The sequence below is a fragment of the Thioflexithrix psekupsensis genome, assembly GCF_002149925.1.
In the GTDB taxonomy this organism is placed as follows: Bacteria; Pseudomonadota; Gammaproteobacteria; order Beggiatoales; family Beggiatoaceae; genus Thioflexithrix; species Thioflexithrix psekupsensis.
Genome location: NZ_MSLT01000023.1, coordinates 224,897 through 250,350 on the forward strand (window position 1 = coordinate 224,897; position 25,454 = coordinate 250,350).

26 protein-coding genes are annotated in these 25,454 nt (G+C 39.4%); 6 read left to right on the plus strand and 20 right to left on the minus strand.

All coding sequences use genetic code 11. The annotated features are described in order from the left end of the window. Positions 1-8 precede the first annotated feature (8 nt). A complete protein-coding gene (gene gspE, locus TPSD3_RS13635; protein WP_086489060.1) occupies positions 9-1,478 on the plus strand; it encodes a type II secretion system ATPase GspE in 1,470 nt (489 codons plus the stop codon). 22 nt (positions 1,479-1,500) lie between these two features. Here the strand turns inward: gspE and TPSD3_RS13640 are convergent, their stop codons facing one another. Further along, a complete protein-coding gene (locus TPSD3_RS13640) occupies positions 1,501-2,397 on the minus strand; it encodes a class I SAM-dependent methyltransferase (protein WP_086489061.1) in 897 nt (298 codons plus the stop codon). Between the two features lie 175 nt (positions 2,398-2,572). Here TPSD3_RS13640 and TPSD3_RS13645 point away from each other — a divergent pair, with 175 nt between their 5' ends. Continuing rightward, the gene (locus tag TPSD3_RS13645) at positions 2,573-3,847 is read left to right on the plus strand and encodes a sulfotransferase domain-containing protein (protein WP_086489062.1); all 1,275 of its coding nucleotides are present in this window, start codon (positions 2,573-2,575) and stop codon (positions 3,845-3,847) included. An 83-nt stretch (positions 3,848-3,930) separates the two neighbouring features. Here TPSD3_RS13645 and TPSD3_RS13650 read toward each other — a convergent pair whose 3' ends face one another. From TPSD3_RS13650 to TPSD3_RS13680, 7 genes are all read right to left on the minus strand, one after another. Further along, positions 3,931-4,716 (minus strand): enoyl-ACP reductase FabI, encoded by a 786-nt coding sequence (locus TPSD3_RS13650; RefSeq protein ID WP_086489063.1) that lies wholly within the window; start codon positions 4,714-4,716, stop codon positions 3,931-3,933. A 57-nt stretch (positions 4,717-4,773) separates the two neighbouring features. Next, positions 4,774-5,133: a carboxymuconolactone decarboxylase family protein gene (locus tag TPSD3_RS13655; RefSeq protein WP_086489064.1), complete on the minus strand. Its 360-nt coding sequence runs from the start codon at positions 5,131-5,133 to the stop codon at positions 4,774-4,776. A 45-nt stretch (positions 5,134-5,178) separates the two neighbouring features. Then, entirely contained in the window at positions 5,179-5,943 is a 765-nt protein-coding gene (locus TPSD3_RS13660; protein ID WP_176329879.1) for an NUDIX hydrolase, read from the minus strand. A gap of 59 nt (positions 5,944-6,002) precedes the next feature. Beyond that, complete coding sequence (holA, locus tag TPSD3_RS13665) at positions 6,003-7,037, minus strand: DNA polymerase III subunit delta (RefSeq protein ID WP_086489065.1); 1,035 nt, start codon at positions 7,035-7,037, stop codon at positions 6,003-6,005. A gap of 28 nt (positions 7,038-7,065) precedes the next feature. Continuing rightward, positions 7,066-8,217 carry an RNA-binding domain-containing protein gene (locus TPSD3_RS13670; RefSeq protein WP_086489066.1) on the minus strand — a complete coding sequence of 384 codons (1,152 nt, stop codon included), beginning with the start codon at positions 8,215-8,217 and terminating at the stop codon, positions 7,066-7,068. After that, the gene (locus tag TPSD3_RS13675) at positions 8,205-9,248 is read right to left on the minus strand and encodes an AAA family ATPase (protein WP_086489067.1); all 1,044 of its coding nucleotides are present in this window, start codon (positions 9,246-9,248) and stop codon (positions 8,205-8,207) included. Before TPSD3_RS13675 ends, TPSD3_RS13670 begins: the two co-directional genes overlap by 13 nt. A 148-nt stretch (positions 9,249-9,396) precedes the next feature. After that, positions 9,397-11,007 (minus strand): hypothetical protein, encoded by a 1,611-nt coding sequence (locus TPSD3_RS13680; RefSeq protein WP_086489068.1) that lies wholly within the window; start codon positions 11,005-11,007, stop codon positions 9,397-9,399. A gap of 266 nt (positions 11,008-11,273) precedes the next feature. On the opposite strand from TPSD3_RS13680, the gene dxs reads away from it, so the two are divergent. Beyond that, the gene (dxs, locus tag TPSD3_RS13685) at positions 11,274-13,166 is read left to right on the plus strand and encodes a 1-deoxy-D-xylulose-5-phosphate synthase (RefSeq protein ID WP_086489069.1); all 1,893 of its coding nucleotides are present in this window, start codon (positions 11,274-11,276) and stop codon (positions 13,164-13,166) included. Between the two features lie 132 nt (positions 13,167-13,298). Here dxs and TPSD3_RS13690 read toward each other — a convergent pair whose 3' ends face one another. The 6 genes from TPSD3_RS13690 to nudC all read right to left on the minus strand — a co-directional run bounded on the left by TPSD3_RS13690 (position 13,299) and on the right by nudC (position 19,572). Further along, positions 13,299-14,705 (minus strand): glycosyltransferase family 2 protein, encoded by a 1,407-nt coding sequence (locus TPSD3_RS13690; RefSeq protein ID WP_086489070.1) that lies wholly within the window; start codon positions 14,703-14,705, stop codon positions 13,299-13,301. Beyond that, positions 14,702-15,628 (minus strand): glycosyltransferase family 2 protein, encoded by a 927-nt coding sequence (locus TPSD3_RS13695; RefSeq protein WP_245391610.1) that lies wholly within the window; start codon positions 15,626-15,628, stop codon positions 14,702-14,704. The genes TPSD3_RS13690 and TPSD3_RS13695 overlap by 4 nt, the downstream gene beginning before the upstream one ends. Continuing rightward, positions 15,615-16,841, minus strand: coding sequence for a glycolate oxidase subunit GlcF (gene glcF / locus TPSD3_RS13700; RefSeq protein ID WP_086489071.1), 1,227 nt, complete (start codon positions 16,839-16,841; stop codon positions 15,615-15,617). The genes TPSD3_RS13695 and glcF overlap by 14 nt, the downstream gene beginning before the upstream one ends. 164 nt (positions 16,842-17,005) lie before the next feature. Continuing rightward, on the minus strand, positions 17,006-17,902 hold the full coding sequence (hemF, locus tag TPSD3_RS13705; RefSeq protein WP_086489072.1) for an oxygen-dependent coproporphyrinogen oxidase: 897 nt from the start codon (positions 17,900-17,902) through the stop codon (positions 17,006-17,008). Positions 17,903-17,974: 72 nt separating this feature from the next. Then, the gene (locus TPSD3_RS13710; RefSeq protein ID WP_086489073.1) at positions 17,975-18,730 is read right to left on the minus strand and encodes a hypothetical protein; all 756 of its coding nucleotides are present in this window, start codon (positions 18,728-18,730) and stop codon (positions 17,975-17,977) included. A gap of 17 nt (positions 18,731-18,747) precedes the next feature. Beyond that, positions 18,748-19,572: an NAD(+) diphosphatase gene (gene nudC, locus TPSD3_RS13715; RefSeq protein ID WP_086489074.1), complete on the minus strand. Its 825-nt coding sequence runs from the start codon at positions 19,570-19,572 to the stop codon at positions 18,748-18,750. A 254-nt stretch (positions 19,573-19,826) separates the two neighbouring features. Here nudC and folE point away from each other — a divergent pair, with 254 nt between their 5' ends. Then, entirely contained in the window at positions 19,827-20,495 is a 669-nt protein-coding gene (gene folE / locus TPSD3_RS13720; RefSeq protein ID WP_086489075.1) for a GTP cyclohydrolase I FolE, read from the plus strand. A gap of 204 nt (positions 20,496-20,699) precedes the next feature. On the opposite strand, the gene TPSD3_RS13725 is transcribed toward folE, so the two are convergent. The 4 genes from TPSD3_RS13725 to TPSD3_RS13740 form a co-directional block, all read right to left on the minus strand. After that, the gene (locus tag TPSD3_RS13725) at positions 20,700-21,047 is read right to left on the minus strand and encodes an HVO_A0114 family putative DNA-binding protein (RefSeq protein ID WP_086489076.1); all 348 of its coding nucleotides are present in this window, start codon (positions 21,045-21,047) and stop codon (positions 20,700-20,702) included. A gap of 131 nt (positions 21,048-21,178) precedes the next feature. Further along, positions 21,179-21,868 (minus strand): DUF3800 domain-containing protein, encoded by a 690-nt coding sequence (locus TPSD3_RS13730; protein ID WP_086489621.1) that lies wholly within the window; start codon positions 21,866-21,868, stop codon positions 21,179-21,181. A gap of 260 nt (positions 21,869-22,128) precedes the next feature. Then, positions 22,129-22,350 carry a hypothetical protein gene (locus tag TPSD3_RS13735; protein WP_086489077.1) on the minus strand — a complete coding sequence of 74 codons (222 nt, stop codon included), beginning with the start codon at positions 22,348-22,350 and terminating at the stop codon, positions 22,129-22,131. After that, positions 22,334-23,647: a DNA-methyltransferase gene (locus TPSD3_RS13740; protein ID WP_176329880.1), complete on the minus strand. Its 1,314-nt coding sequence runs from the start codon at positions 23,645-23,647 to the stop codon at positions 22,334-22,336. Before TPSD3_RS13740 ends, TPSD3_RS13735 begins: the two co-directional genes overlap by 17 nt. Positions 23,648-23,743: 96 nt before the next feature. Here TPSD3_RS13740 and TPSD3_RS13745 point away from each other — a divergent pair, with 96 nt between their 5' ends. Both TPSD3_RS13745 and TPSD3_RS13750 read left to right on the plus strand, forming a co-directional pair. Continuing rightward, positions 23,744-24,235 (plus strand): hypothetical protein, encoded by a 492-nt coding sequence (locus TPSD3_RS13745; protein WP_086489079.1) that lies wholly within the window; start codon positions 23,744-23,746, stop codon positions 24,233-24,235. Between the two features lie 2 nt (positions 24,236-24,237). Further along, a complete protein-coding gene (locus TPSD3_RS13750; RefSeq protein WP_086489080.1) occupies positions 24,238-24,648 on the plus strand; it encodes a transposase family protein in 411 nt (136 codons plus the stop codon). Between the two features lie 88 nt (positions 24,649-24,736). Here TPSD3_RS13750 and TPSD3_RS13755 read toward each other — a convergent pair whose 3' ends face one another. After that, positions 24,737-24,979, minus strand: coding sequence for a hypothetical protein (locus TPSD3_RS13755; RefSeq protein ID WP_086489081.1), 243 nt, complete (start codon positions 24,977-24,979; stop codon positions 24,737-24,739). 206 nt (positions 24,980-25,185) lie between these two features. Next, positions 25,186-25,443 (minus strand): UPF0175 family protein, encoded by a 258-nt coding sequence (locus TPSD3_RS13760; RefSeq protein ID WP_176329881.1) that lies wholly within the window; start codon positions 25,441-25,443, stop codon positions 25,186-25,188. Between the last annotated feature and the right edge of the window lie 11 nt (positions 25,444-25,454).

Consider the following 25,454-nt stretch of genomic DNA (forward strand, 5'->3'; position numbering starts at 1 on the left):
TTATTGTCATGACTGCGCCTATTTTATTACCGTTTGCTTATGCTCGTCGTCATGGTGTTATTGTGACGGGATTAACGCCACAACATGCCCATATTGCTTATCGCCAACCGTTAAGTCGTGTGACTTTGAGTGAATTGCGACGTTTTCTGGCTTGTCCTTTACAACTTGATCCGGTTTCAGAAGAACAATTCGAGCGTTTATTAACAGCCCATTATCAATATCAAGCCAATCAGTCCATGCAAATGATGGAGGGTTTAGGTGAAGAATTAGATTTATTTCAAGTGGCACAACAATTGTCGAATGAACCTGAAGATTTATTAGAAAGTGATGATGATGCGCCGATTATTCGTTTAATTAATGCGTTATTATCCGAAGCGATTAAAGAAAATGCGTCAGATATTCATATTGAACCTTTTGAAAGTCGTTTGGTGGTGCGTTTTCGTATTGATGGCGTGCTGCGCGAAGTGTTACAGCCGCGGCGGGTGCTTGCGCCTTTGTTGTGTTCACGTATTAAGGTCATGGCGAAATTGGACATTGCCGAAAAACGTTTGCCCCAAGATGGCAGAATTTCGTTAAAAATCGCAGGTCGTGCCGTAGATGTGCGGGTGTCTACGATTCCTTGTGGGCATGGGGAGCGGGTGGTTTTGCGTTTGTTAGACAAGCAAGCGGGGCGTTTAGATTTATCCCAAATCGGAATGCCTGACATGATGCAGCGGCGTTTACGCGAAGATTTACATAAACCCCATGGTATTTTTCTGGTCACAGGGCCTACGGGATCGGGTAAAACGACAACATTGTATGCGATGTTGAATTACCTTAATGACCGAAAACGCAATATTATGACCGTAGAAGACCCTATTGAATATTACTTAGATGGTGTAGGACAAACGCAGGTCAACAGCAAAGTGGGAATGAGTTTTGCGAAAGGGTTGCGGGCGATTTTGCGCCAAGACCCTGATGTGGTGATGGTTGGCGAAATTCGAGACGTAGAAACCGCACAAATCGCCGTCCAAGCCAGTTTAACAGGACACTTAGTGTTATCGACGTTGCACACCAACAGTGCGTTAGGCGCAGTGACCCGTTTACGCGACATGGGGGTTGAACCCTTTTTATTGTCATCCAGTTTATTGGGAGTCATGTCACAACGTTTGGTGCGGTTACTGTGTCCTGAATGTAAACAAGTAGAAATCCCCTCCGAATTAGAACGACAACGCTTTGGCTTGGCGAAAGATGTTGTATTATATCAAGCTGTAGGCTGTGAAGCGTGCAATGACATGGGTTATCGTGGTCGCACAGGAATTTATGAGCTAATTCAAGTGGATAGCAAACTACAACAAATGATTTACGAAGGAGCCAGCCAACACGCCTTAGAAGAATATGCCCAAAAAGACACCCTCAGCCTCACCCAAAGCGGCTGGCAACGCATTATTTCAGGTGATACATCAGTGGCGGAGGTGTTGCGGGTGACGAGGGAGTAGGGTTTGGGAGACCACGAAAAAACTACTTACGCCACACCGAAAAATATTCAAAGTAATTCCCCTCATTGGCTTTATGCGAAAAAATACAAGTGGCTTCAATGCGTAACAACGCTAAACTGGCTTGCATAAACGCTTCAAAACTCTGCGAATCCCACACATGCGCATGTTCACGGCGGTCTCGTATTTGTTGTAAATGAATGGCCAATATATCAGGCGATGTGCCAGCCCGTTCGGGATGCACCGCTTGTAAAAAATCTAAATAATGTTCATCGGTCACTTCAGTTACATTTTGCCGATATTCTTCTAATAAATGAGCAAAAGGCGTTAAATTTCTTCTTTTATCAAAAGTAAAATCTTTATCCGGTGCAGAAATGACCACGCATCCACCGGGCTTAATGACACGAAATAATTCTTCAATCACTCGAATAGGATTGGCAACATGTTCAATGACATGATTAATAATAATAAAATCATAATGATTGGCAGGAAAAATGCTTAATGCTTCCTTATCCAAATCGCACACATGATGGATTTCAACCAAATCAGTCACTTTCAATTCGGGAAAATAAGTAATTAAAACTTCTCGCGGCGCAACATCACAGTACTCAACTGTACATGTTTTAGGTAATTGAGCAGGCTGATGCAATGCGCCAATTTCTAAACCTTGTCCGTTCAGCAAATGATAACCTTGTTGACGGTGCGCTAGGGAGGGCGTTGTGGCTGTAGGATTAACCACTTTATCCAAAGCACAGGCTTGTCGTCCCTCAGATTTTCCGTATTGTACCCAATGTAACCAACCTCCATTCGGCACGCCTTGGTAGGCTGGATGTTGGGCAACATCGGGATAACGCAGAAAATAATCCACATTATCAAAATTAGCTTCAGTTAAAATAGGTTTATTCGATGTTGATTTAGACATAACTTAAATCTCATTTAAGACAGTTAAAGGAATTTTTTAGATAATGTAACGCGATTATTTTTAATCAATTTTAATGCACTTGCGTGTGAATTTATTTACTTACCCCGTGATAATATTTTATTCTATCACAGTCATATCGTCATGTTGAATGGTTAAGAAAATAGGAGATTAACATTTGAACAGACCCGATCATTTTTCTGAAGAAAAACCCCATTTATTCAATCGAGATCAATTAAAAATTTTGATTGTAGCAACCCCAAAAACGGGAAATACGTGGTTAAAGTTGTTATTGTCCCATATTTATGATTTGCCTGTTTTTGAATTATCTGTCGATACGACTCAATTTGAACAGAACATTTCAGCATTAGGTGAGCGTTGGATTGTACATCAACATTATCCCATTCCTGAACCTGACTTTTTAGACTGTTTAGCTCGCCACCAAATTGTCTTATTAAGTACCGTGCGCCATCCCGGAGATGTTTTGGTTTCATTATTTCATTTTGTCAGGTGGTCTTGGCCACATTTAGTGGCAGAAGATCGCCTGCTCATTCTTAAAGAAGATGAAGGAGTCATGGGAAAACATACCTTAGCTTATATTCAGGATAATACCTTTGCAGAATTCTTGTCTGTTTCGCTGCGTTGGTTGCCTTATACGCATCAGATTCGTTATGAAGAATTATTAGCGCACCCCATCGAAACTTTAAGCACTTTAACTAAAAAAATTTGCCCTGTTTCTAAGGAAAAAATAATCAGAGGCATTTTATCCTGTGATTTAAATATATTAAGAGAAAATAAAATTGGTTATGACAAGCGACATTTCAGAAGTGGTGTCGCGGGAGAATGGAAAAAAACCATTCCTAACGATGTGCTAGACACTCTGCGTCATCAATCGCCTTATCCTGAACTGCTGGCGGCTCTTGGTTATTCCTTTGATTTGCAAGAACAAGCCACAGCAATCACTGGCTTTGATTATGCCACTATCAATCCATTTCGCCAAGAAACCCATTTCAATGGCAATATAGAAATTACTCCATTTTTATCTTTGATTTATTTCTCTATAGAAGGCGCACTAACTCGTTGGCCAGAGCCTGCAAAAATAGACCATTCGGATTGTTTTTTTAACTGGTTAAATTCTCCTGTTATTGCAGAGAATAATCCAACGGATATTAACACCTTGCCCATAATTACACAATTGGCTTATTTTATTTATCAAAGCCGTCCTGATCTCCAAAGAACATTCCCTGATATTTTCGCTGAACATCGAGAATTATTTTGTCGCTGGTTTGTGCAACATGCGCCATCTGAATATAAAATAGATAACTATTTTTTTCTAGTGGTTTCTCAATCGCTGGATCGGGCAGTAGAAGCCCGTGCTTCTAACACCGTTCATTCAGATGAAATAAGTCGCAGATTAGGAGAAAAAATTAAAGGCTGGCTAAAACGCAGATAATCTTTTCTTTATTGAGTGTCTCAAAAAAAACTTGAGACACTCATTCATACTACAGCCAATGACGGATTTAATTCTTCATATCATTACGCATAACCGCCCATTGCAGTAATATTAAATCCAGCATCGACATAAGTGATTTCCCCAGTAATGCCCAATGCTAAATCGGAGCATAGGAATGCGGCTGTATTTCCTACATCTTCAATAGTCACATTACGACGCAGCGGGGCATTTTGTTCTACATAAGTCAACATACTACGAAAATCAGAAATTCCCGCAGCGGCTAAAGTCCGAATAGGCCCTGCTGAAATTCCATTCACTCGTATGCCTTTTGGACCTAAACTGTACGCCAAATAACGCACATTTGCCTCCAAACTGGCTTTAGCCAACCCCATGACATTGTAATTCGGTAGAACACGAACCGAACCCAAATACGACAAGGTGACGATTGAAGACTGCCGTCCCGACATCATCGGCAACGCCGCTTTAGCCAAAGCGGACAGGCTGTAAACGCTAATTTCATGCGCCGTTAAAAATCCATCTCGCGTGCCATTTTCTAAATATTCTCCTTTTAACTCCTCAGCAGGCGCGTAAGCCACTGAATGTACAAGAATATCTAAACCATTCCATTGTTTTTGTAATTGCTCAAAAACAGTGGCGATCTGCTCGTCATACTTCACATCACAAGGTAAAACAATCGATGATCCACACTGCTTGGCCATGTCTTCCACACGGCTTTGTAGTTTTTCGTTTTGATAAGTAAACGCCAATTCCGCGCCTTCGCGGTGCATAGCTTGGGCAATGCCCCAAGCAATCGAACGAGTACTTGCTAAACCGACAATTAAGGCTTTTTTCCCAGCCAAAAATCCCATTATATCACTCCTAAAAAACTTCAAAATAAAGTATCATTAACCCCATTCACTCGGTCATTATCGACCTTTAAATTCTTGAAAAGCCATATAGGCTTCAGCCGCTGTCATTAACGAAGGGCCACCGCCCATATAAATGGCAACACCTAACATTTCTATAAATTCTTGATCCGTCACATCCAAATTCACCAAAGCCTTAGCATGATAACCCAAACACCCCTGACAGCGGGCTGTCACGGCAACCGCCATCGCAATTAACTCTTTGGTTTTCTTGTCTAAAACGCCATCTTTATTCGCCGCTTCAGACATCTGGCGAAACCCTCTTAATACCTCAGGCATATCCTGCCCCATCGCCACAATGGCTTTAGAAATATCCTCTGTGACTTCTTGATAACTTTTAGAAGGGAATTGTTCTGACATAACGGCTCCATAATGAGAAAAATTAAAGAAAATTTAACAGTTATATTAACGCTTACGTTCCTGCGCCCACGCAATGCTGCGCGGAAAAAACATTCTGTCTCCATGATGACGCACAAAACGATATAATTGGGCAGGACGATTTGAACCCGTGCGCATCTTTCCTTTAATCGGACGCACAATACCTGCGCGATCAACCCGTAAACGAAAAGAGCTTTTATTCAACTTTTCCTGCATAATGATTTCGTAAACTTTTTGTAATTCACTTAATGTAAACGCTTGTGGCAACAGATGTACCGCGATGTCTGTGTAATCCAACTTAGAACGCAAACGTGTGACCGCATCTTGTAAAATTTGCGCATGATCAAACGCCAGCGTTAAATCGACTTTATCGCCTGAAATACTCCACCAACGCGCCTCTTCCGCGTCCGTTCCCGCTTGCAAATGTACTTCATCAACCGACACCAGCGCGAAATAAGCCACCGACACCGTCCACCCTCGCGGATCGCGGTCTATGCCGCCATACGTTGACAATTGTTCCAAATAAGGGCGCGATTCATCGCCTTCAGCAGGTTGTACCCCCGTTTCCTCACGCAACTCGCGCAACGCAGCGGCTTCCAACGAATTATCTTGTGACAGGCGCAACGCGCCACCCGGTAACGCCCAATAACCCTTATAAGGCGTTAATCCGCGCTTAATTAACAACACTTTTAACGTGTCATTTTCTATGGTAAAAATCGCCACATCAACCATCACGGTTGGTTTTTCATAATCGGTCAAAGGCGCATTAATTAAAATCTCTCTCTCGGTCATTTTAGTCCTGCAAATTAGCGTGTTATTATCTATTTTATTTATTGTTAGCCATCACAAGATCAATGCGTTTTTTTAGCAGTAGCAAATACGCGAACACCCGATACAAATAAACTTAAACGTTTTAATTCATCCCACGGATCACCAATTTCTACGCCTTTAACTATTTTATCAATTTTAATACTTTGTTTCAAAAATCGTTGCCATGCGATGGTAGGATAACGTTTTAATGCCTGTTTAATTAGCGTTTGCCGATGCGACCAAATTCTAAATTGTTTAAATAACATATCCATTGATTCTCCCTGCTGAATGGCAAAGCTAATTTGGGCTAAATTGCGCAATTCTTGCTGCAATGCCCAACAAATAAAAAACGCATCTTGTCCTTCGCTGCGCAAATTCTCCAATTGCCGCACACTGCGCGGCGCATCGCCCTTTAACACCGATTCGACCCAACCAAAGACCTCAAAGCGCGCACTGTCAGCAACGGCTTCTAAAACCTGTGGCGTATCAATCGATTGATTGGGATATAATAAAGCCAGTTTCTCAATTTCCTGCGCACAAGCCAATAAATGTCCTTCAGAGCGTTCTGCTAATAATTCAATGGCTTCAGGCGTGGCTTGCAATTTAGCCTGTTGCATACGCTGGGCAATCCATTGTGGTAATTGCGCAATTTCAATGGCACTGACCAATACAATGGTGGCTATTTTTTCTAGTTCAATAAACCATTTTGTTTTCTGTTTTTGCCCATCTAATTTATCAACAGTGATTAATAATAAAGTTTCTGCGGGGGGATGCGCACAATAGGCTTGCAATATTTTACCTGCGCCTTCATTTGGCGTGCGCGAACCAAAATCTAATTCTAATATTCTCCGTTGTGCAAATAAAGATAAACTATTGGCTTCGGCATCAAATTGATTCCAATCAAATCCCGTATCGACATAAAAAACCACACGTTCTTGATAACCTTGCTGACGTGCCACACTGCGAATTAAATCAGTCGATTCGCGCAATTGCAAAGGTTCTTCACCTAAAATTAGATAAATAGGCGTGAATGGTTTTTTTAATTGGGCGGCTAATTGAGCAGCTTTTATTCTCATAAGTGTAATAATATTTAGCGTAAAAAATCTATTGAATTCGTTTTAGAATGGCTTTGAATAAATTAGCGTCTCGGTCGTCAATAAATTCAGTATTTGGATGTTCTTTCAAAGCGCGCAAAATTCCCGAACCTATGCCGCGATAAGGCAAAATTTGAGTCGCAAATGAAGTCAATATCGGATTTCTAGCATTAGAATTACCCGCTTTAATATTGGCAATTGTTAAATTATTAGGTAAATGACCAGGACTAATTATTTCCACGCGATCATTAAACACAAATACTCGAATGGGGGCAGAAATAAAATAATCTCGATGAATTAACGCATTAACCAGCAATTCTTCTAAGGCGATACGAGGAATTTCTGGAATTCCTAAACTATTAACAAATTGTTCCTCCTGTTTATGTTTAAGATTGGCTTGAATAAAACTCAATGTTTGCTGAAAAATATCCGCCATTTTACCTTGAATATCACGGCTGTCTTGATAATTTTCTACTGCAATTGTGTCTCCCGGAAAACAAACTGCTTTCACAATAAAAACAGGTAAATATGCCGATGGATTGCGCGCAAACAATAAGGCTGCTGTGAGGTTCAATATTCCATTTTTACCCAAATTCATATTAGAAATAGTTTGTTCTAATGGCAAGGTTTGCGCCTCTAAAGATTCATTATAGCGGCGTTGAAAAAAGGCGCGAAAATAATCCATATCCAAATCGGCAAGTGTTAAACCATTGACGGGTGATTGATCGGCGTGCAATAAGCCTGACATTTGAAATAAACGTTGGATTTCTTCTCTTGCCGTGGCTTTACGTTTATCCGCCCTATTTTTGACCCAAAACACGCCATTTTTATCCTGATAAGGTTTATTCATACCAACAGGAATATGAATAATTAAAACTAAACCATTTTCAGTTAATAAATTTTGAGTATAAGGGTTAATTGCAGGTTTCACATTTTGGCTGGCTACATTGGAAATCAATTGATTTAAACGCGACACATCTTCTTTTGTTAAACCCGTAATTGAACCATCATCAGAAACACCAACTATAATTTTTCCACCATTGGCATTGCTAAATGCCACCATTTCTGAGGCTAATGAATCTTCATTATGAATTATTTTCTTAAATTGATGCGCGCTGTCTTCGCCTTGTGCAAGAATGGTCATTAATTCTAAGATTTCCATTTTTGATAGATTTCCTTGCGACGATTAAAGGCTTCGTTGCCTCCTTCCATAATTTTCACGATATTTTCTTGCTGTGCAGATTCATCAATACCTCCACTTTCAATCGAAATGCAAGCCTCCGTAAAAGCACAGGCATGTATTTGTTCCGCATCACCTAATACGGGAATATTTGGATTATGCGTGGCAAAAATAAATTGTACATTCGGTTTCATTTGGCGCAATAATTTAATCACATCTTCATAAAGTGTTTGATTGTCCAAATCATCTTCTGGTTGATCAATAATTATCACATCATTTTTTTGTTGAGATAAAGTAAATAAAATCAGTGCAGAAGCCCGTTGTCCTATCGAATGTTGTTGAAGTACTTTACCATGATAAGTAATTATAAATCTATTTGGCGTTTGATAAGTTAAAAGCGAGATTAAATTTTTTTTAAAATACTCTACAAACACCTGAGAGTTATTACCGATTAATGCCTCAGCATTTGCAAGGTGGGTGTGAATTGCTATAAAGTCTGAGTACCGATCAACTAACTTTTGAAAATTAGTTTCACGGATATTGCTACCCTTAAAATTTTCTTTCATAAATTTAAGAAAGTCAGCTTTATCCGCTTTATATTCCGCATCAATCATGAAAGAAGAGGATTCACTTTTTATTTTATCGAGTTCTGTTTTAATCAAAGTAAATTCTTCATGATAAAGCTGATCTAATGTATCAAGTTCCCTTAGTAATAAATTAGTGGCTGAATTTCGGCGTTCATTTTCTCTTTCAAGGTTGCCTAAAGTTTGCGCGGTTTTTGCTAGTTTTTGTTTAAGGCGTAAAAACTCATCTGAACTAATAGGTTGTTCTGTCTTTGCTTTAAGTTCAGAGGCTAGTTTTCTTTCAACTTCAGCGAATTCATCACTTAATCCTTCACGAATTGCCATAAGCTGGTGATATTCTTTAGACAGCTTATCTTTATTAATTTCTATTTGGGCAATCTCAGTTTTTAAATGTTCAAATCCATTTATCACTGCGGCATAATTAAGCATAAAAGCGGATATGCAGTCAGCATTATATTTAGCTTGATATACCAAAAAGATAGGGTTCGTAGAATCCTTATTTTGTCAGAATCAAAATTTGCAGACACAATAATTTTCAAAATTTATTCTTACAAGTCGTTTATTTTAAACAGATTTTTTATTCTTTAATTCTGAAAATCCTAAAATTCTGTAAATTCTGATTCTGACAGAAAAATTTTATGAATGACTTAATTTTGGTATAGTCAGAAAAATCACGCAAATCATCTTCATAATTCGCCAATACTTCTTTCATACGCAAAACAAATTCTTCCACTCGCATTGTTGCATGATTTAAAGCACGAATATCAGCATCAAAATTAAGGCGTTTTTGCAATTTTTCCTCTATTCCATACTGGGCATAGAGGGTTAAACGATGTTCTGTATCTTGTTTAATTTTTCTTTGTTCTTCAATTTGCTCAGGCAAATTATTTAATTTTTGCAGTCGTTCTATTGCAGCAATGACTTTACTTTTTTGTTCACGAATGCGGCGATGAATATCATTTAATTTTTGACCTAATAACTTATTAACCAAGTCTTTTTCAAAACCGTCACTGGTATTAGAAAGGTCTTTTTGTCCAAAGTAAATAGGATGGTGTAAAACGGTTTCTTGAATCGAGACACCGGGTTGCAGCACATCGTCAATATAGACCTTAGAAAATTCGCCAGAAATGCGTCGAATTTCATAGGCTTGTCCATAATGATTTACTGCTTGAATAACGACTTTTCCGCCACTGCCCATGACACAATGTGCTAAATTTTCTTTATATTCTTGATCACTCGCTTTTTCACCAAGAGGAATATCTAACACTTTGCGCAACACTTCCAATATGGAAGATTTACCACTGCCACGAATGCCAATTAATGTATTTAATTCAGGGGAGAAATAAATAGTTTTACCTGATAATAACCCGCCTTCAAAAGAAATGCTTTTAATGTAAGAGTGCTTGTATTTAGGTTTTTCTTTCGCCAATCGATGCGCATGATCAGCCAGTGCAAATTTCACGGCTGCAAATGAAAACGCACTGAGTTTTAAATAACAGACTTTACCCCTGCCAATCTCCTCAATATTTTTAGGATCAGAGCCTTCAACTTCGGCAGGATAAGCCTCTTTTAGCCAATTTTGAGCTTTTGCACGGCGGTCATGGCTTCTCACCTTTTGAAAACCTAAAGCATGGCGGCAAAAATATGGATTTTCTCCCAACTCTCCTAACCGTCCACCATCCAACTCCTCCCACAAACCGCTTCTATTTTCTACGTGAGCAAAGATTAGAAAAAAATCTTTATGATTTCCTTCGAGTTTTTTAATGGTTTCGATTAAGTTGAGCGAACTTCTACCGTTTTCATTTTCATATTGTGCGGGTCTTTTTCCCTCAAATACAATAGTAAGAAATGGATTAATATAATCATCATTATTTTGCCACCATTCCTCACTAAATACCACCAAAGTATGAATGCCATTTGCACCGTCGTTTACTGATAATTCTACGCCTGCTAATAATAAAATTCCTTTGTTCTTAGCTGTTTTATATAAGGCATTAAATTCTTCTTTATCAAATTTATTGTGATTGGTAATGACTCCAATTTGAATGCTTGCCTTTTCTAAAGCAGCGACATAATTACTGTAATAATAATTGTCTTCGCCAGAATATTTAAATTCACGATCAGCTTTGGTATGTAAATGAAAATCAGCACGCAACCAAGCAGCACCGTTTTGAAATGGAGAACCCATTTAAAAAAAACCTCTTTATCAAAATATAAAATAAATCAAAACAAGATAAAATTATCTACCAAAATTCTCAACTTCACAACCACATCCATTACATGTAATTCCCAACAACAAACCTTCTTGATTGTACCATTGCTAAAATTTTTATTCCACCTATTTAAATTCGTTTATGTTAGAATAATCGATCACCCGCCAGAAATAGAATGAAGCGCGAAAACGCATAAATGGTGTGGATATTTTTTTGGCCTAGCTGTGTGGATAAATGCGACATGACTCAATCATTTCCCCTTTTAGAATCCATTGATTCTCCCCAAGATTTACGGCGTTTAAATGACTCTCAATTGCCCGAATTAGCTAAAGAATTACGCCATTTTTTAATTGATACATTAAGCCGTACAGGTGGCCATTTAGCCTCCAATTTAGGCACGGTGGAATTAACCATTGCTTTGCATTATTTATTTAATACTCCTGAAGATCGCTTGGTGTGGGATGTGGGACATCAAAGTTATCCCCATAAGATTTTAACGGGACGACGGGCAGCCATGAGCGGTTTACGACAAAAAAACGGCATTGCTGGCTTTCCACGCCGTGAAGAAAGCGAATATGATACCTTTGGCGTGGGTCATTCTAGCACGTCAATTAGTGCCGCATTAGGCATGGCCATTGCCGCAAGACGACAAAATTCTTTACGCAAAGTAGTGGCGATTATTGGCGATGGCGCAATGACCGCAGGAATGGCATTTGAAGCCATGAATCATGCGGCTGAAGTCAATGCCAATTTACTGGTTATTTTAAACGACAATGACATGTCTATTTCTCCCAATGTGGGTGGATTGTCGCAGTATTTAGCCAAAATTTTATCCAGCCAATTTTACACGGCAATGCGGGAAGGCAGTAAGCATATTTTAAGTCGAATTCCTCCCGTTCATGAATTTGCTCGCCGCACAGAAGAACATGTTAAGGGTATGATTGTGCCGGGGACATTATTTGAAGAATTAGGTTTTAATTATATTGGCCCCATTGATGGCCATGATTTGCCTACTTTACTAAATACTTTAAGTAATGTGAAACATCTCGAAGGGCCACAAATGTTGCATGTCATCACGCAAAAAGGCAAAGGCTATGCGGTGGCAGAACAGAATCCTTGTGATTATCACGGTGTCACTGCATTTGACCCAAAAACAGGGCAAATGTTCAAAAAGCCTGCCCCCGCACCCACCTATACCCAAGTATTTGGGCAATGGCTATGTGACATGGCATCGGCGGATGATCAATTAATCGGCATTACGCCTGCAATGTGTGAAGGATCGGGATTGGTGGAGTTTTCTAAACGTTTTCCTCAGCGTTATTTTGACGTGGGCATTGCTGAACAACATTGCGTCACATTTGCCGCAGGAATAGCTTGTGAAGGATTAAAACCTGTGGTGGCGATTTATTCCACTTTTTTACAACGCGCTTATGATCAGCTCATTCACGATGTCGCTTTGCAAAAATTACCGATTTTATTTGCCATTGATAGAGCGGGAATTGTGGGTGCAGATGGCGCGACACATGGGGGATTTTTTGATTTAAGTTATTTGCGCTGCATTCCCCATTTAATTATCATGACTCCCAGTGATGAAAATGAATGTCGTCAATTATTAAGCACAGGATTTTATTATCGCCAAGGCCCTAGTGCGGTGCGTTATCCACGGGGTTATGGTTTGGGAATTAAAATTGATTCTGAATTAAAAACGCTGCCGATTGGTAAAAGCCAATTGCGTCGTCAAGGACAGCGCATTGCATTATTGGTTTTTGGTACGTTATTATCAGCCGCATTAACGGCGGCGGATGCGCTTAATGCAACGGTGATTGATATGCGTTTTGTTAAGCCATTAGATGTTGAACAAATCCAACATGTGGCCAATACGCACGAGCTAATTGTCACGCTAGAAGAAAACGTGATTCAAGGTGGCGCAGGCAGTGCAGTGAATGAATGTTTATTGGCTTTGGGTTATTCTATTTCTGTGTTAAATTTAGGTTTACCCGATCATTTTATTGAACACGGCACACAAGCAGAATTATTGCGCGAATGTGATTTAGATAGCGAAGGCATTATTCGTTCTATTACTCGTCATTTGCGTTTAATTAAACCAGATGATTATTTAGTGGAATCGGCTTGATTCAGGTTTTCCTGTTGTTGATCATCTAATTTGTCAGAATCAATTTTGAATCTTCAGAAATTCTGTAAATTCTGATTCTGACAAAATAAGAGCTTTATAGATCACATCATTTTTATATCCATAGCAACACCATTACCCTACTCCCAATCGGTTTCTTAACCACCGCCAACCCGCATTCCAAACCGCATTTATATTAGGTTTAGGACGGCGACAAAAACCCTCATCATTAATAAACACAATTTCTTTTGCTAACCACGACAATAACGGCAAAGTGGCATAATCCGATTGCACCACCAGATCATAACGCCCACGCATTTGCCAATAGTGCCACAAACGTCGCCCGCGTGAAGCGGCAATTGTGATAAATTGCGCATTTGGCAATTGATAAGGTAATGGCTTTCCTTGCACCGCTAAATAATATACCGTTAAATCTCGGCGTTGCAACAAAGCCCGCGCAAAAGATTCTTGCACTTTTGTCGCTTGCAAATCGACCGTGAAAGAAATCAATATTGTTTTAATAGAGTTGTCCATTAAAACCTCTATTAATTTTTGATTCGGCTGATAGGCATAATCCAGAGAAATCGCTTTTTTACCCAAACGATTTTGTTCAAAATCGCTAATAGCCGCATCGTGTAATTGTGCCAAATCGCTTTTACCAATTAAATGATAATAAACCGATTTTTTTAAAATATACGTCTTAATTCGGTGCAAATCTCTGGCAGTTGCGCCATGTGTTTTTAATAAATCCAAGATGTTACGATTATCATAATAAAGCACCCACGTTGGCACTTTAGCGGCTGCCGATAAGTGCCAAATTAAAGACCGCGCTGACACCACCACACGCCCACCTTGCGCCCGAATTCGCAAGCACCATTCCACGTCATCAAAATGAATAAAATAATCGCGCCATAAGCCCGCCTCACGCGCTACTTCGCTGCGAATGAGCAAAGAAGCCGCCGCGACATAATCCACATCCATATACGGTTGACAGTGCATTAATTGCTGACTTAAATCCGCGGGCATTGATAATAATTCCACCACATTAATACCCCGCCATAAAGGAATTTCTTGCAAATGGCGATTTAATACCAATTGACCCAAACCGCGATCTAAATAAGCCCCCATTTCATTAATGCGCCAAGGATAATCTAATTGCATCATGGTTGATCCTGCAATAGCAATATCCGATTGACTTTCTAATAACGCCACTAATTCATTTAAAGCCGCACGATGCACCAACACATCATTATCCAATAACCACAAATAACGATAGCGGTCTAATGGCTGTTGAAATGCCCACGCTAATCCCGTATTAAATCCACCTGTGCCGCCTAAATTTTCGGCATTGCATAAAAGATGAATCGCGGGATAATGTTTTTTAATTGCTTCGGCGGTGCCATCTTGGCTGGAATTATCCACCACCACCACATCTAATGCCTCGCGGGGATAATCTAATTTATCCAGCGAATGCAATAAATCCAATACATAATCTTTCTTATTCCAAGTCACAATAATAATTAAAATAGAAGGAGAATTCATAAGCGTCCAATCAGTTGATGCCAAATACTATTTTGTCGCCAAAAAGGCGTTAATTGTTCACGTAATTCTTTGGGTAAAGGTTGCGCAGCAATAGGCGTAAATAAACCTTCTTTTACTGCTCGATAATACCAACCAAATTCAAACGCTTGAACCGCACGAATGAATCCTAGAAATAACCGAGAAACAATTAAATAATAAGCCATAGGAAAAGGGAAATAATGACGAATTAACCACAAAGTATTGCGGGTAGGATAATAAACCCGTCGCCAATGGCTGCGTCCCACTGGTGAAGCACGATGAATCACACGACAAGTGGGATCATAATAAATCGTGTAACCTGCTTTTAACACCTCAATCGCTACCCACATTTCATTTTGATAGAGAAAAAATGACGCAGGATACCAACCAATTTGCGCAAATAGCTCTCGTCGAATGGCAAAACCACAACCCACAAAAGCCATTGATTTTCCTGCATAATCTTCTTTAGGCAAATGCCACGTGCGCACAATGTGCTGCTGGGCATCTTCGATACGACAGGCAATCACACCAATATCTGCTTGTTGATCAAAGCGTTGAATGAAACGATCCAACGTTTCACCATCAACAGGATGTGAATCATCGTCTAATACCAGAATATAATCGCCGCGAGCGCGCTTAAATCCTTCGTTATAACCCGCAATTCCTGTATTTTCGCTCATTTCCAGCACAATCACGCGCTCACTCTCTTGTGTACGCAAAAAACTCGCCGTGCCATCGCTGGAAGCATTATCAATCGCAATAATTTCAATATCATGGCGATGCGCCACCAAATGCTGTAAATGCGATAAAGTGTAGCGGGTATCGGCTAAACGATTGTAATTAAGAAAAACAATACTTAATCGAAAAGGAGAATTAAGCATAATATCACTTTTATTGGCCGCCATTTTGTGGCAATAATAATTCAATCCAATGTTTCACCGGCAAATGCGACGCACTGGCTAAATGATGCCAACAACCAATATTAGCCGTGACAATGCAACTGGGATGATTCGCTTCTAATGCCGCAATTCTATTTGCTAATAATTGTTGCGATAATTCAGGTTGTAAAATAGAATAAGTTCCCGCCGAACCACAACATAAATAACTGTCTGTTACAGGCACTAATTGAAAGCCTAATTGTTTTAAAATACTTTCCACTTGACCGTATAAACGTTGTCCATGTTGTAAGGTGCAAGGTGGATGAAAAGCGACAGGAGAATGTCCGCGCCCCATTTCTCCTAATTTTTTCGCATCGTTGAGCGTAATGATTTCGCTTAAATCTTTGGTTAATGCGCTAATTTTCGCGGCTTTTTCGGCATAAAGGGGATCGTCGCGTAAAACATAATGGTATTCTTTCACCATCGCGCCGCACCCGCTAGCCGTCATCACAATCGCTTCAACGCCTTGTTCTACCTGCGGCCACCACGCATCAATCGTCTGGCGAATGGTGGCTTTTGCCTCTTCTTCGGCGTTCAAATGGTAGCTCACTGCACCACAACAGCGCGCTTGTTTTACGCTAACCGTGGTGATACCCAAACGGGCTAAAACCGCAGTCGTGGCTTGATTAAAATGCGGAGCTAAACCCGATTGTACACAACCATCCAGCAACAATACCGTACGAGTTCGCTGCATCATCAAGGGGGTGGCGTAATGAATACGCGCTGGAATTTGTTTTTTCAGACGAGAAGGCAGCAACGGCCGCGCCACGCGTCCCAATCCCAGTAGCGTGTTGAAACGACGCGGATACGGCAACACCCAGCGCAACATCGCCCTTTGTATTTTATCCCAAAATGGCCGCGCCACTTTTTGTTCTACTAAATGTCGTCCAATATCCAGCAAACGCGCATATTGTACGCCAGAAGGACATGTATTTTCACAAGTGCGACACGTGAGGCAACGATCCAGATGTAATTGGGTTTTGCGGGTGATGGGTTCACCTTCAAGCATTTGTTTAATCAGATAAATTCGCCCGCGAGGACTGTCCAATTCATCTCCCAGCAAGCGATAAGTAGGGCAAGTCGCCGTACAAAAACCACAGTGTACACAACGCCGCAAAATCGAATCAGCTTCTATCCCTTTAGGCGTATTTTTAATAAAATCAGCGAGTTGTGTTTGCATAATTATTAGTCGTCAAAATAAAAAACGTTAAAAAAAACAGGCAAGGCATTCAGTGTAAAGGTTAAGCCTTGTGCTTGACAATGGGGTTGCGGTTATTTAAGGACGTTTTAACGCTATACGATAATTCGTTTCTTAATTGAATCAGCAGTTTAATATTTAAACAATTAAACCCATTCTTTAACCTGCAAAAATAATTTATATAATCGAGATTCTGGCGTGTTTTCTTCAGGCTGCCAATTATAACGCCATGACACGAGTGGCGGTAAAGACATTAAAATGGATTCGGTGCGACCACCCGATTGCAAGCCAAATAACGTGCCGCGATCGTAAAGCAAATTAAATTCAACATAACGCCCGCGACGGTATAATTGAAATTCCCGTTCTCGCTGGCCATAACTCATGTGGCGGCGTTTTTCTACAATGGGTAAATAAGCCAGTAAATAATGATCGCCCACGCTGCGCATAAAAGCAAAAGATGACTCAAATCCCCACTCGTTTAAATCATCAAAAAATAATCCCCCCACTCCGCGAGGTTCTTGACGATGTTTTAAGAAAAAATAATCGTCGCATTGGCGTTTAAAACGTGCATAGATTTCTTTTCCAAAAGGATCACAAGCGGCTTTTGCGGTGCGATGCCAGTGAACGACATCTTCTTCAAAACCGTAATATGGTGTTAAATCGAAACCGCCCCCAAACCACCACACAGGCGCGTGGCCGGGCTTTTGGGCGCGGAAAAAGCGCACATTGGCATGAGAGGTGGGGACGTAGGGATTTTGCGGGTGAATGACGAGAGACACGCCAATGGCTTCAAAACTACAGCCTGCCAATTCGGGACGCTGGGCAGTGGCAGAAGCCGGAAGTTGTTGCCCGTATACATGAGAAAAATTAATACCTGCTTGCTCGAATACAGCCCCTTGCGTCAGTAAACGAGAGCGACCGCCGCCGCCTTCGGCACGTTGCCATTCGTCTTCCTGAAAGACAGTTTTACCGTCTATTTCGATCAAACTTTGGCAAATTTGATGCTGTAATGCAAGTAAATATTCTTTAATCGGTTCAATCATGATACTCTTGAATTTTCAGTGAAAAATTAAGCCAATAAACAGGAAATAATAACAAAATAATGTGACAAATTATCACTGATTAAGATAAGGACAGCGCACATAAGCAAAATGGCTGGGCTGTTGGCAAATAAAACGAATAATTTGCTCAAAATTACTCTGTAAAATATGAATTTGAGAAGGCGTTAGTGCAAAATAAAAGCATTGTTCATATTGTTTATGATTCGCGTATAAACGCAAGCATAATTGATATGTTCCCGCTTGCCAACCCACATCACGTAAAAAACGTTGTTGCAACGCTCTTAATTCAGGTTGCATTAAGAAATTATCTATTTCTATCGGCTGTTGTTTTTGCCAGAGATAACGAATGTGTTGTGCTTCTTCGCTATAGCGCATTAAAAACGCATCATCAACAAACAGTAATTGATATTTAAAAGTAGCTTTAGTACTGAGAATAAAAGGCGCAACGGGTTCTAAGGGGGGTTCAATGCTGGAATTGTGATAAATTAGCTCGGTTAAATAAGGCTTAAAAGCACGCCATTCAAATGTTCTAGGGCTGGGCGGATATTGGTCTTGATGCGTCACTATCGCGTCAATATGGGTCACTAAAACATCCTCACCACGCCCATAGAAACTGCCTGATAATGTTACAGTGGCACCGTGTTGATTAAATGTTAAATCAACGCTAGATGTAGGATAAACAGTGATGCGGGTACGTTTTAATAAACGCCCTAATATACTGATTAATAGCTGGGATAATGCCACTAAAACAAAAACCAATGGCACTAAGGGTAATAAATTTTTTTGAGCATAAATTACAAACTCTTCCATTTTTTCACCTATTGCAATTAAAATTGATGTATGAAATTGTCAATTAAACGATATGCGATGCTTAATTTTGGTGGTAAATGTTCGGGTAATTGTTTGGCATCAAACCATGCCGCAGTTTCTAATTCGTTGTGATTAATATTTAATTCACCACTGGCATATTCTGCGGTAAAAGCAATCATTAAAGAATTGGGAAATGGCCACGATTGGCTGCCGAAATAACGAACATTTTTCACCCGCAATCCCACTTCTTCTTGAATTTCTCGATGCAATGCCTGTTCTAACGATTCGCCCGCCTCGACAAATCCCGCCTGCACAGTCATCATGCCTTTGGTGTGATGTGGAGAACGAGAAAGTAAGAGGTGTCGATCCCGATAAATTAACATAATCACCGCTGGAGAAATACGTGGATAACAACGATGTTGACAGGCAGGACAGAATTTAACCCGTTCATTTTCAAGCTCTTGCATTGGCGTGCCACAACGCCCACAGAAGCGATGCTGCTGATTCCATAAAATAATTTGATAAGCACGCCCCGCCATTTCAAGCTGTTCCGAAGTTAAAACAGGCAATAAAGCCCGCAAATGTACCCAATCCATTCCTGCGGTGACTTCTTTTTGTTCAATCGATTCAAGGGCATAAAAGGTTTGTTGCTGATCATCTCCCAAGCACCAATAGCGAGATGGAAATAATTCCTGTTGTAAAACATCTGACCATGTGGGCAGATAGTAACCCGTTTCGTTTTTACCGATCAATAAATTTTGTTTATGAAATAAACAGCAAGTCGCCGTTTTTAACACCGGAAAAAAAGGAGAAAAAACAGCAGATTCAGGGGGATTAGACATATTAAAATCACATTAATTAGCAGTAGTATTAACAGCTTAAAGCGTTTTAAGACAAACGTTATGCAGTGATGTGGAGTGTATCCAATTCATTTTTAAATGTACAGTGAAATAAAGTCTTTTTATTTGTGTAGAACATCTCAATCTATTAGACTAAAGCGTGGCGAGTCAATCTGATAAATTATTTTTCTCAGGTTTATTCGATTTTAAAAACATTTTTTCATCCCAAGTTGATGGGGATAAATGAGGATTAGACAATGGCTAAAGTTGATATTGAATTAGGCAAGCAAGTGCATGAATATCTTGTGAGTAAGGGGGTTGAAACGCCTGTGATTGAAGAGAAATTGCGCGTATCAGATGAGGTTAAAATTGCGGCAATTAAAACCCATATCACGGCAATTATGGAAACCTTGGGGATGGATTTAGCAGATGATTCTCTGATTGAAACACCGACTCGTATTGCCAAGATGTATGTCAACGAGATTTTTCGCGGCTTAGATTACAGCTTCTTCCCAAAATGTACCACTGTAGAGAACAAAATGCACTACGATGAGATGGTATTGGAAAAAGACATCGCGGCGATTTCCAGTTGTGAGCATCATTTTGTGACGATTGATCAGCGGGTTTCTATCGGTTATATTCCGAAAAAGCGGGTGTTGGGTTTAAGCAAGCTGAATCGTATTGCTAAATTTTTTGCCCAACGCCCACAAATTCAGGAGCGTTATGCTGAACAATTGTTTTACGCGCTAGAGTGTATTTTACAAACCAGTGACATTGCTATTTTTGTACGCGGTAAACATTATTGTGTCGCACAACGTGGCGTGGAAGACACCAGTTCTTACACCATCACCAGTAAATTGGGCGGAACATTTAAAACCAATGCGGCGTTAAGAAACGAGTTTATGAATTTGATTAATAGTCATTAACGCAAAATTTAAGCCTGAAACAAAATGATTTATTAAGAAAATTTTGTTTCAGGCTTTATTTTTATTAACACATTCATGCTAAAACAATCCCGTCTGCCCTTCCACTTTTAATTTCCACCCATCGCCAATAGGGAAAGCAATTTGTTCTAACACATTTCTAAATCTTCATATCTTCTATTTATTATTCTCTCCTTATTTAAGGAGTTACGCCACTTTAAGAAAGAATTCCACTTTCACAGCCTCAAATGGAAATTCAACGCCACCTGTTTCTGTTCTATTTACGATTCCTGCCAACATGAGTGCCGTCAAATCGGTATGAACTCCTTTCACATCTCTATTTACTCGGCGTGCCGCTTCTCTGATAGAAATAGGCCCAGCACCGCACAGTGCTTTTAATAGTTCCCATCTTTTTGCGGTTAATACTTTCCACAAAATTTCAGGAGAAGCAAAGCTAATTTTTGTTGTTTCTTCTTTTTCCCCTGTTTTCCAGACCTGCAATAAATCATTCATTGCATCTTGTGGCGTGATAACTTCAAGTGTTACTGTTTTCATGATTCCACCTCGCAATGTCTTGCTGAAAATCTGAAATTAAGGCTTCTGGGCCGCTAAAATTATACGTGAAGGAAATGATTTGGATAAAGCGGGGGATTTTAGGGGAGAAAGGCACATTTTTTTGCGCCAGTTTATACATCGACGTGCAAGCCATGCTGTACTCCATTGAAGAAATCAAATTTTCTTTCTATGATTTCGTAAAATTGAGAGTCATTTTCTTCATATTTTCTAAATATAGCATAAGCAACTAAATCAGCTAATTGGATCAATCTGGTGGCACGGGAATCAACAAAAACAGGCACGTCTGCCATATTCCGAAGCGTTCCCCATTCATGACCATCAAACTTAAATTCTGTTGCTAGGGCTTGAATTGGTGCTTCTTTGGGGCTTTTATCAAATATGACCAGTCCTCTTTGTGGATCGCCATAGTATTTATATTGTCGAGCCAGATAATGGTCAAATCGAGTAATGAGTTGTTGAAAAGTAACACTAACAGGGTCTTCAGGGGAAATGGCCGCTTTTCTTACAACAGATGCGATAATTCTCTGGTGTTGACCATCAATTAAACGTAAAGCGTCTTTGATTGCATCAATACGTTTATTTTTTGGTACGTTTCTCCAAAATTTTTTGCCCGTGAGCATCGGAGAACCGTGTAACTCAACGGAGTGTGGGGCTTGAGAATCGAATTGAGCCGCTATTTTGTCTAGTTTTAATGAGAGCCAGTGTGCTTCACGCTCGAAAACTGTAACCCCTGCAAGAACAAAATGCTCTTGGTCAGATCCGCCAGAACTTCCAGACTCATCTGCGTAAAGTAAATACATCAGTTTAAGAGGGTTTATTGAAAATAGAAGGGATATAGAACAAAAAGGCGGGGGAAAGAGCAACTGCTCCGCGAACCGCAATAAGGCAGCCCGCCAACCGTAAGATTGTTTCCAACCGCAAGGATCATTCTAGGAAAAATAAACTTATATGGCAAGAAGAATTTGATTTCAACGGGTTGGTGATTTTCATTGCTGAGTGGCAAAATTTTATAAATAGCTTAATTTTTTTATACTTGCCTTTAAAATTAGAATTAAACAAATTACCCCGTCACTTTTCCATTCACTTTCAAATAAACCACTTCCAAACTTTCCAAGCCGTCATTGTCCACGACTTTAACGGCGATTTGAAAAGAACCTGTTTTAAATTTATGGCTTTGTTTGCCGTCTTTATCGATCATAATTGTCGCTTTAAAACCCTGTTCAGCGTCATAATTAAAATCCCACGCATAAAATTCAATACCTGCATCATTCGCCCGCGGCAATAAATTCGATTTCGCGTAATTCTTTATTATCCAATCCTAAATCGTTAAAAGTAACCGTTAATTTTGGTTTTTTCGCAATAGGAATAATTTGCTCAACGGTGATTAATTCGATAATTAAATTATCTTGGTTTTTTAATCGCGCCACTTCTTGAATTGCGCCTTTACCAAAACTGAACGCAATAATAATTCCAATCAGATTTTTAGCGGCTTTATTTTCGTTAAATTTACCGCTATCGAATCGCTCACAAGCCGATTTAAAATTATCAATTACATTACGCCCAATATTATCCGAACGTTTCACTTGAATAGGCACGCCGTCGCGGGTTTTGCCATCAATGCCTAAATCGCTGCGTTGTTTAATATTAGAAACACCGCCGTATTGTTGAATTATCCAGCTTTCAAATTCAAAGGCATTAGAATAACGCAAGGTATCATAATCGTATTTATGTAATTGTACCGTGAAAGGTTTTGAGAATAAATCTTGTTGTTTTTGCAAGCGCAATTCGGAAACTTTAATCGCTTGAACGGATTGATCAATGCCTATCCATTGGCGTTTTAATTTATCGGCCACCGCCACGGTTGTTCCCCCGCCGACAAAGGGGTCTAATATCACGTCATTTTCGTTAGAGGCACATAAAATAATGCGTTCTAATAAGGCTTCGGGTTTTTGCGTGGGGTAGCCGATGCGTTCTTTTGCTTGAGAATTAATCACTGCAATATCCCAAACGTCATCCATCAATCTTCCTGAAGAATCATCATCTGTCATTTTTGTAACTAATCTTTTCCCTTCCTGAAATTCCACAAGGCTTTTTTTACCTTTCCATCTTTTTTTAGTTCCTTCAGAAAGTTCATCATAAAGAAGATTGAAAGTAATCTGTCCTGCACTTTTGGTATAAAAAAGAATATTGTCGTGCATTCTTTGGAAATTTTTTTGTTTAGCTGGCCATCGCTTATAACGCCAAATAATCTCATTTCTAAAATTATTCTCACCAAAAATTTTATCCAAAATAAACACCCGAATATAAGCATCTGCGTGCCAATCGCAATGCAGAAAAATAGAACCCGTTGATTTTAAAATGCGGTGCATTTCTTCAACCCGTTCTTTTAACCACGCAATATAATGATCAATTCCACCCGACCAACGATCTTCAAAACTGCGAATTTCTCCTTTATCACCCCAAATCACCTCATAATTACGATTCGAGAAAAAAGGCGGGTCTAAGTAAATTAAATCCACCAATTCAGATTCTAAGTTTTTTAAAATCTGGAGATTATCACCTAATAAAAGTTTGTTCATGGCGTTTATGAAAATGGATTTAATAGTGGAACATTGCATTAGACTTGTGGTATCAAAAAAACCTGGTATTAACCGATTCCAAAAAGGAGTATCAAAATGAATTTCAATCTGACAAATAAAAACACAACCAGACAATGGAGAGCCTTAATCGCTCTGGATGCAAAGCAGTTTGATATGTTGCTGGAAGTTTTTAAACAATCTTATCTCACTTTACAAGGTTCAACACTCAAATCAAGATTGATGAATGATAAAGCCACTTACTGCATTAATAACGAGAGAGAATTATTGTTATTTACACTAACCCGTTTAAAGCAAAGTTTAACTTATGATGCTTTAGGTGTGATGGCAGGTATGGATGGTTCTCACGCCAAGAAAACGCAGAGATTAGGCTTGCGTATTTTAACTCATGCCTTGTGTGTTTTAAAGCATATGCCTGCCAGAGACATAGACAATATCGATGATTTTAAAGCTTATTTTTCCGATATAGAGGAGTTAATTATTGATGTGACAGATCAAGATATACAACGTCCATCGGATAAAGAAATCCAAAAGGAATTTTATTCGGGTAAAAAAAAACTCACACAGTAAAGATGTTATTGATTGTTAATGAACTTAAAGAAATTTTGTATATAAGCCATCCTGTAAATGGTAAATGCCATGATTTTAACGTGTTAAAGAAAATGCTTTCTCCAGATAAAAAATATTTTATTGAGTCTAATATTTTAGTTGATTTAGGTTTTTTAGGTATGGATAAACAATATGATTGTAAATCGGTGTGTCTTCCTCACAAGAAATCCAAAAATAAGCCGCTTACTCGAGAACAAAAAGAGGAGAATAGAATTCTATCTTCAAAGCGTATTGTTGTGGAAAATGCAATTTGCGGAGTAAAGGTATTTAGAATTTTATCAGACCGATTGAGAATCCACTGCCTTGATTTTTATGATAAAATTTTGTCCTGCTGTGCAGGACTACATAACTTCCGATTAAACACAACTGCTTGATTTTAATTGAGACCACAACTCTAATCTCTAAAATCACGAATGTTACGAGTAACGACGGTCAATTTCGTATCGCACAAATAATTCATAATCAAAATTCTAAAGGTCTATTTTGACGATTAGGAATTACCCATTCATAATTTTCTTCGATACATAACGTCCTCAATTTCTCAAAAGCAATTTGCAAAGTCTCAGGCTTACATGTTGTCAAAGTGGATTGTAAAAGCGGCTCATCTTCTAAAAAAGTAACAATAACTGCCACAGGTTGTTCATAATTAACCATTTGATCCAATTGAATTTGACCATTTTGGTAAATGCCTTTTAATGCTAACATAAAATACTCCCTGTAAAAATGCCTAAATCGCTGCGTTGTTTGATATTAGAAACACCGCCGTATTCAGATTCTAAGTTTTTTAAAATCTGGAGATTAACGGTCAATATAAGACATTACCGAATCAATAAGTTTTTCATGTTTAGCCAACAAAAGATCGCAGATAGCTAATGCGACTAAAGCAGAACTGTCAGCAACAATGAGCATGGTTATGTGCGATGATTTTTTAATTGTTCAAATTCTATGGCTAGTTCTGCGGCATCATAATCAATCACATCAATACGATGCTGTTTGCAGGCAGCCAAAAACGTATAACGATCAACGCCCGCAAACTCACAGGCAGCACCCGCTGATAATTTGCCCGATTGAAACATAAGCAGTGCGGTATATAATTTGAAGCGTTCAACCCATTCATCCCTACTTGTTTCAAGTAAGTATCGTTCAGGTATATCAACTAATAATTGCATGATATTCTCCG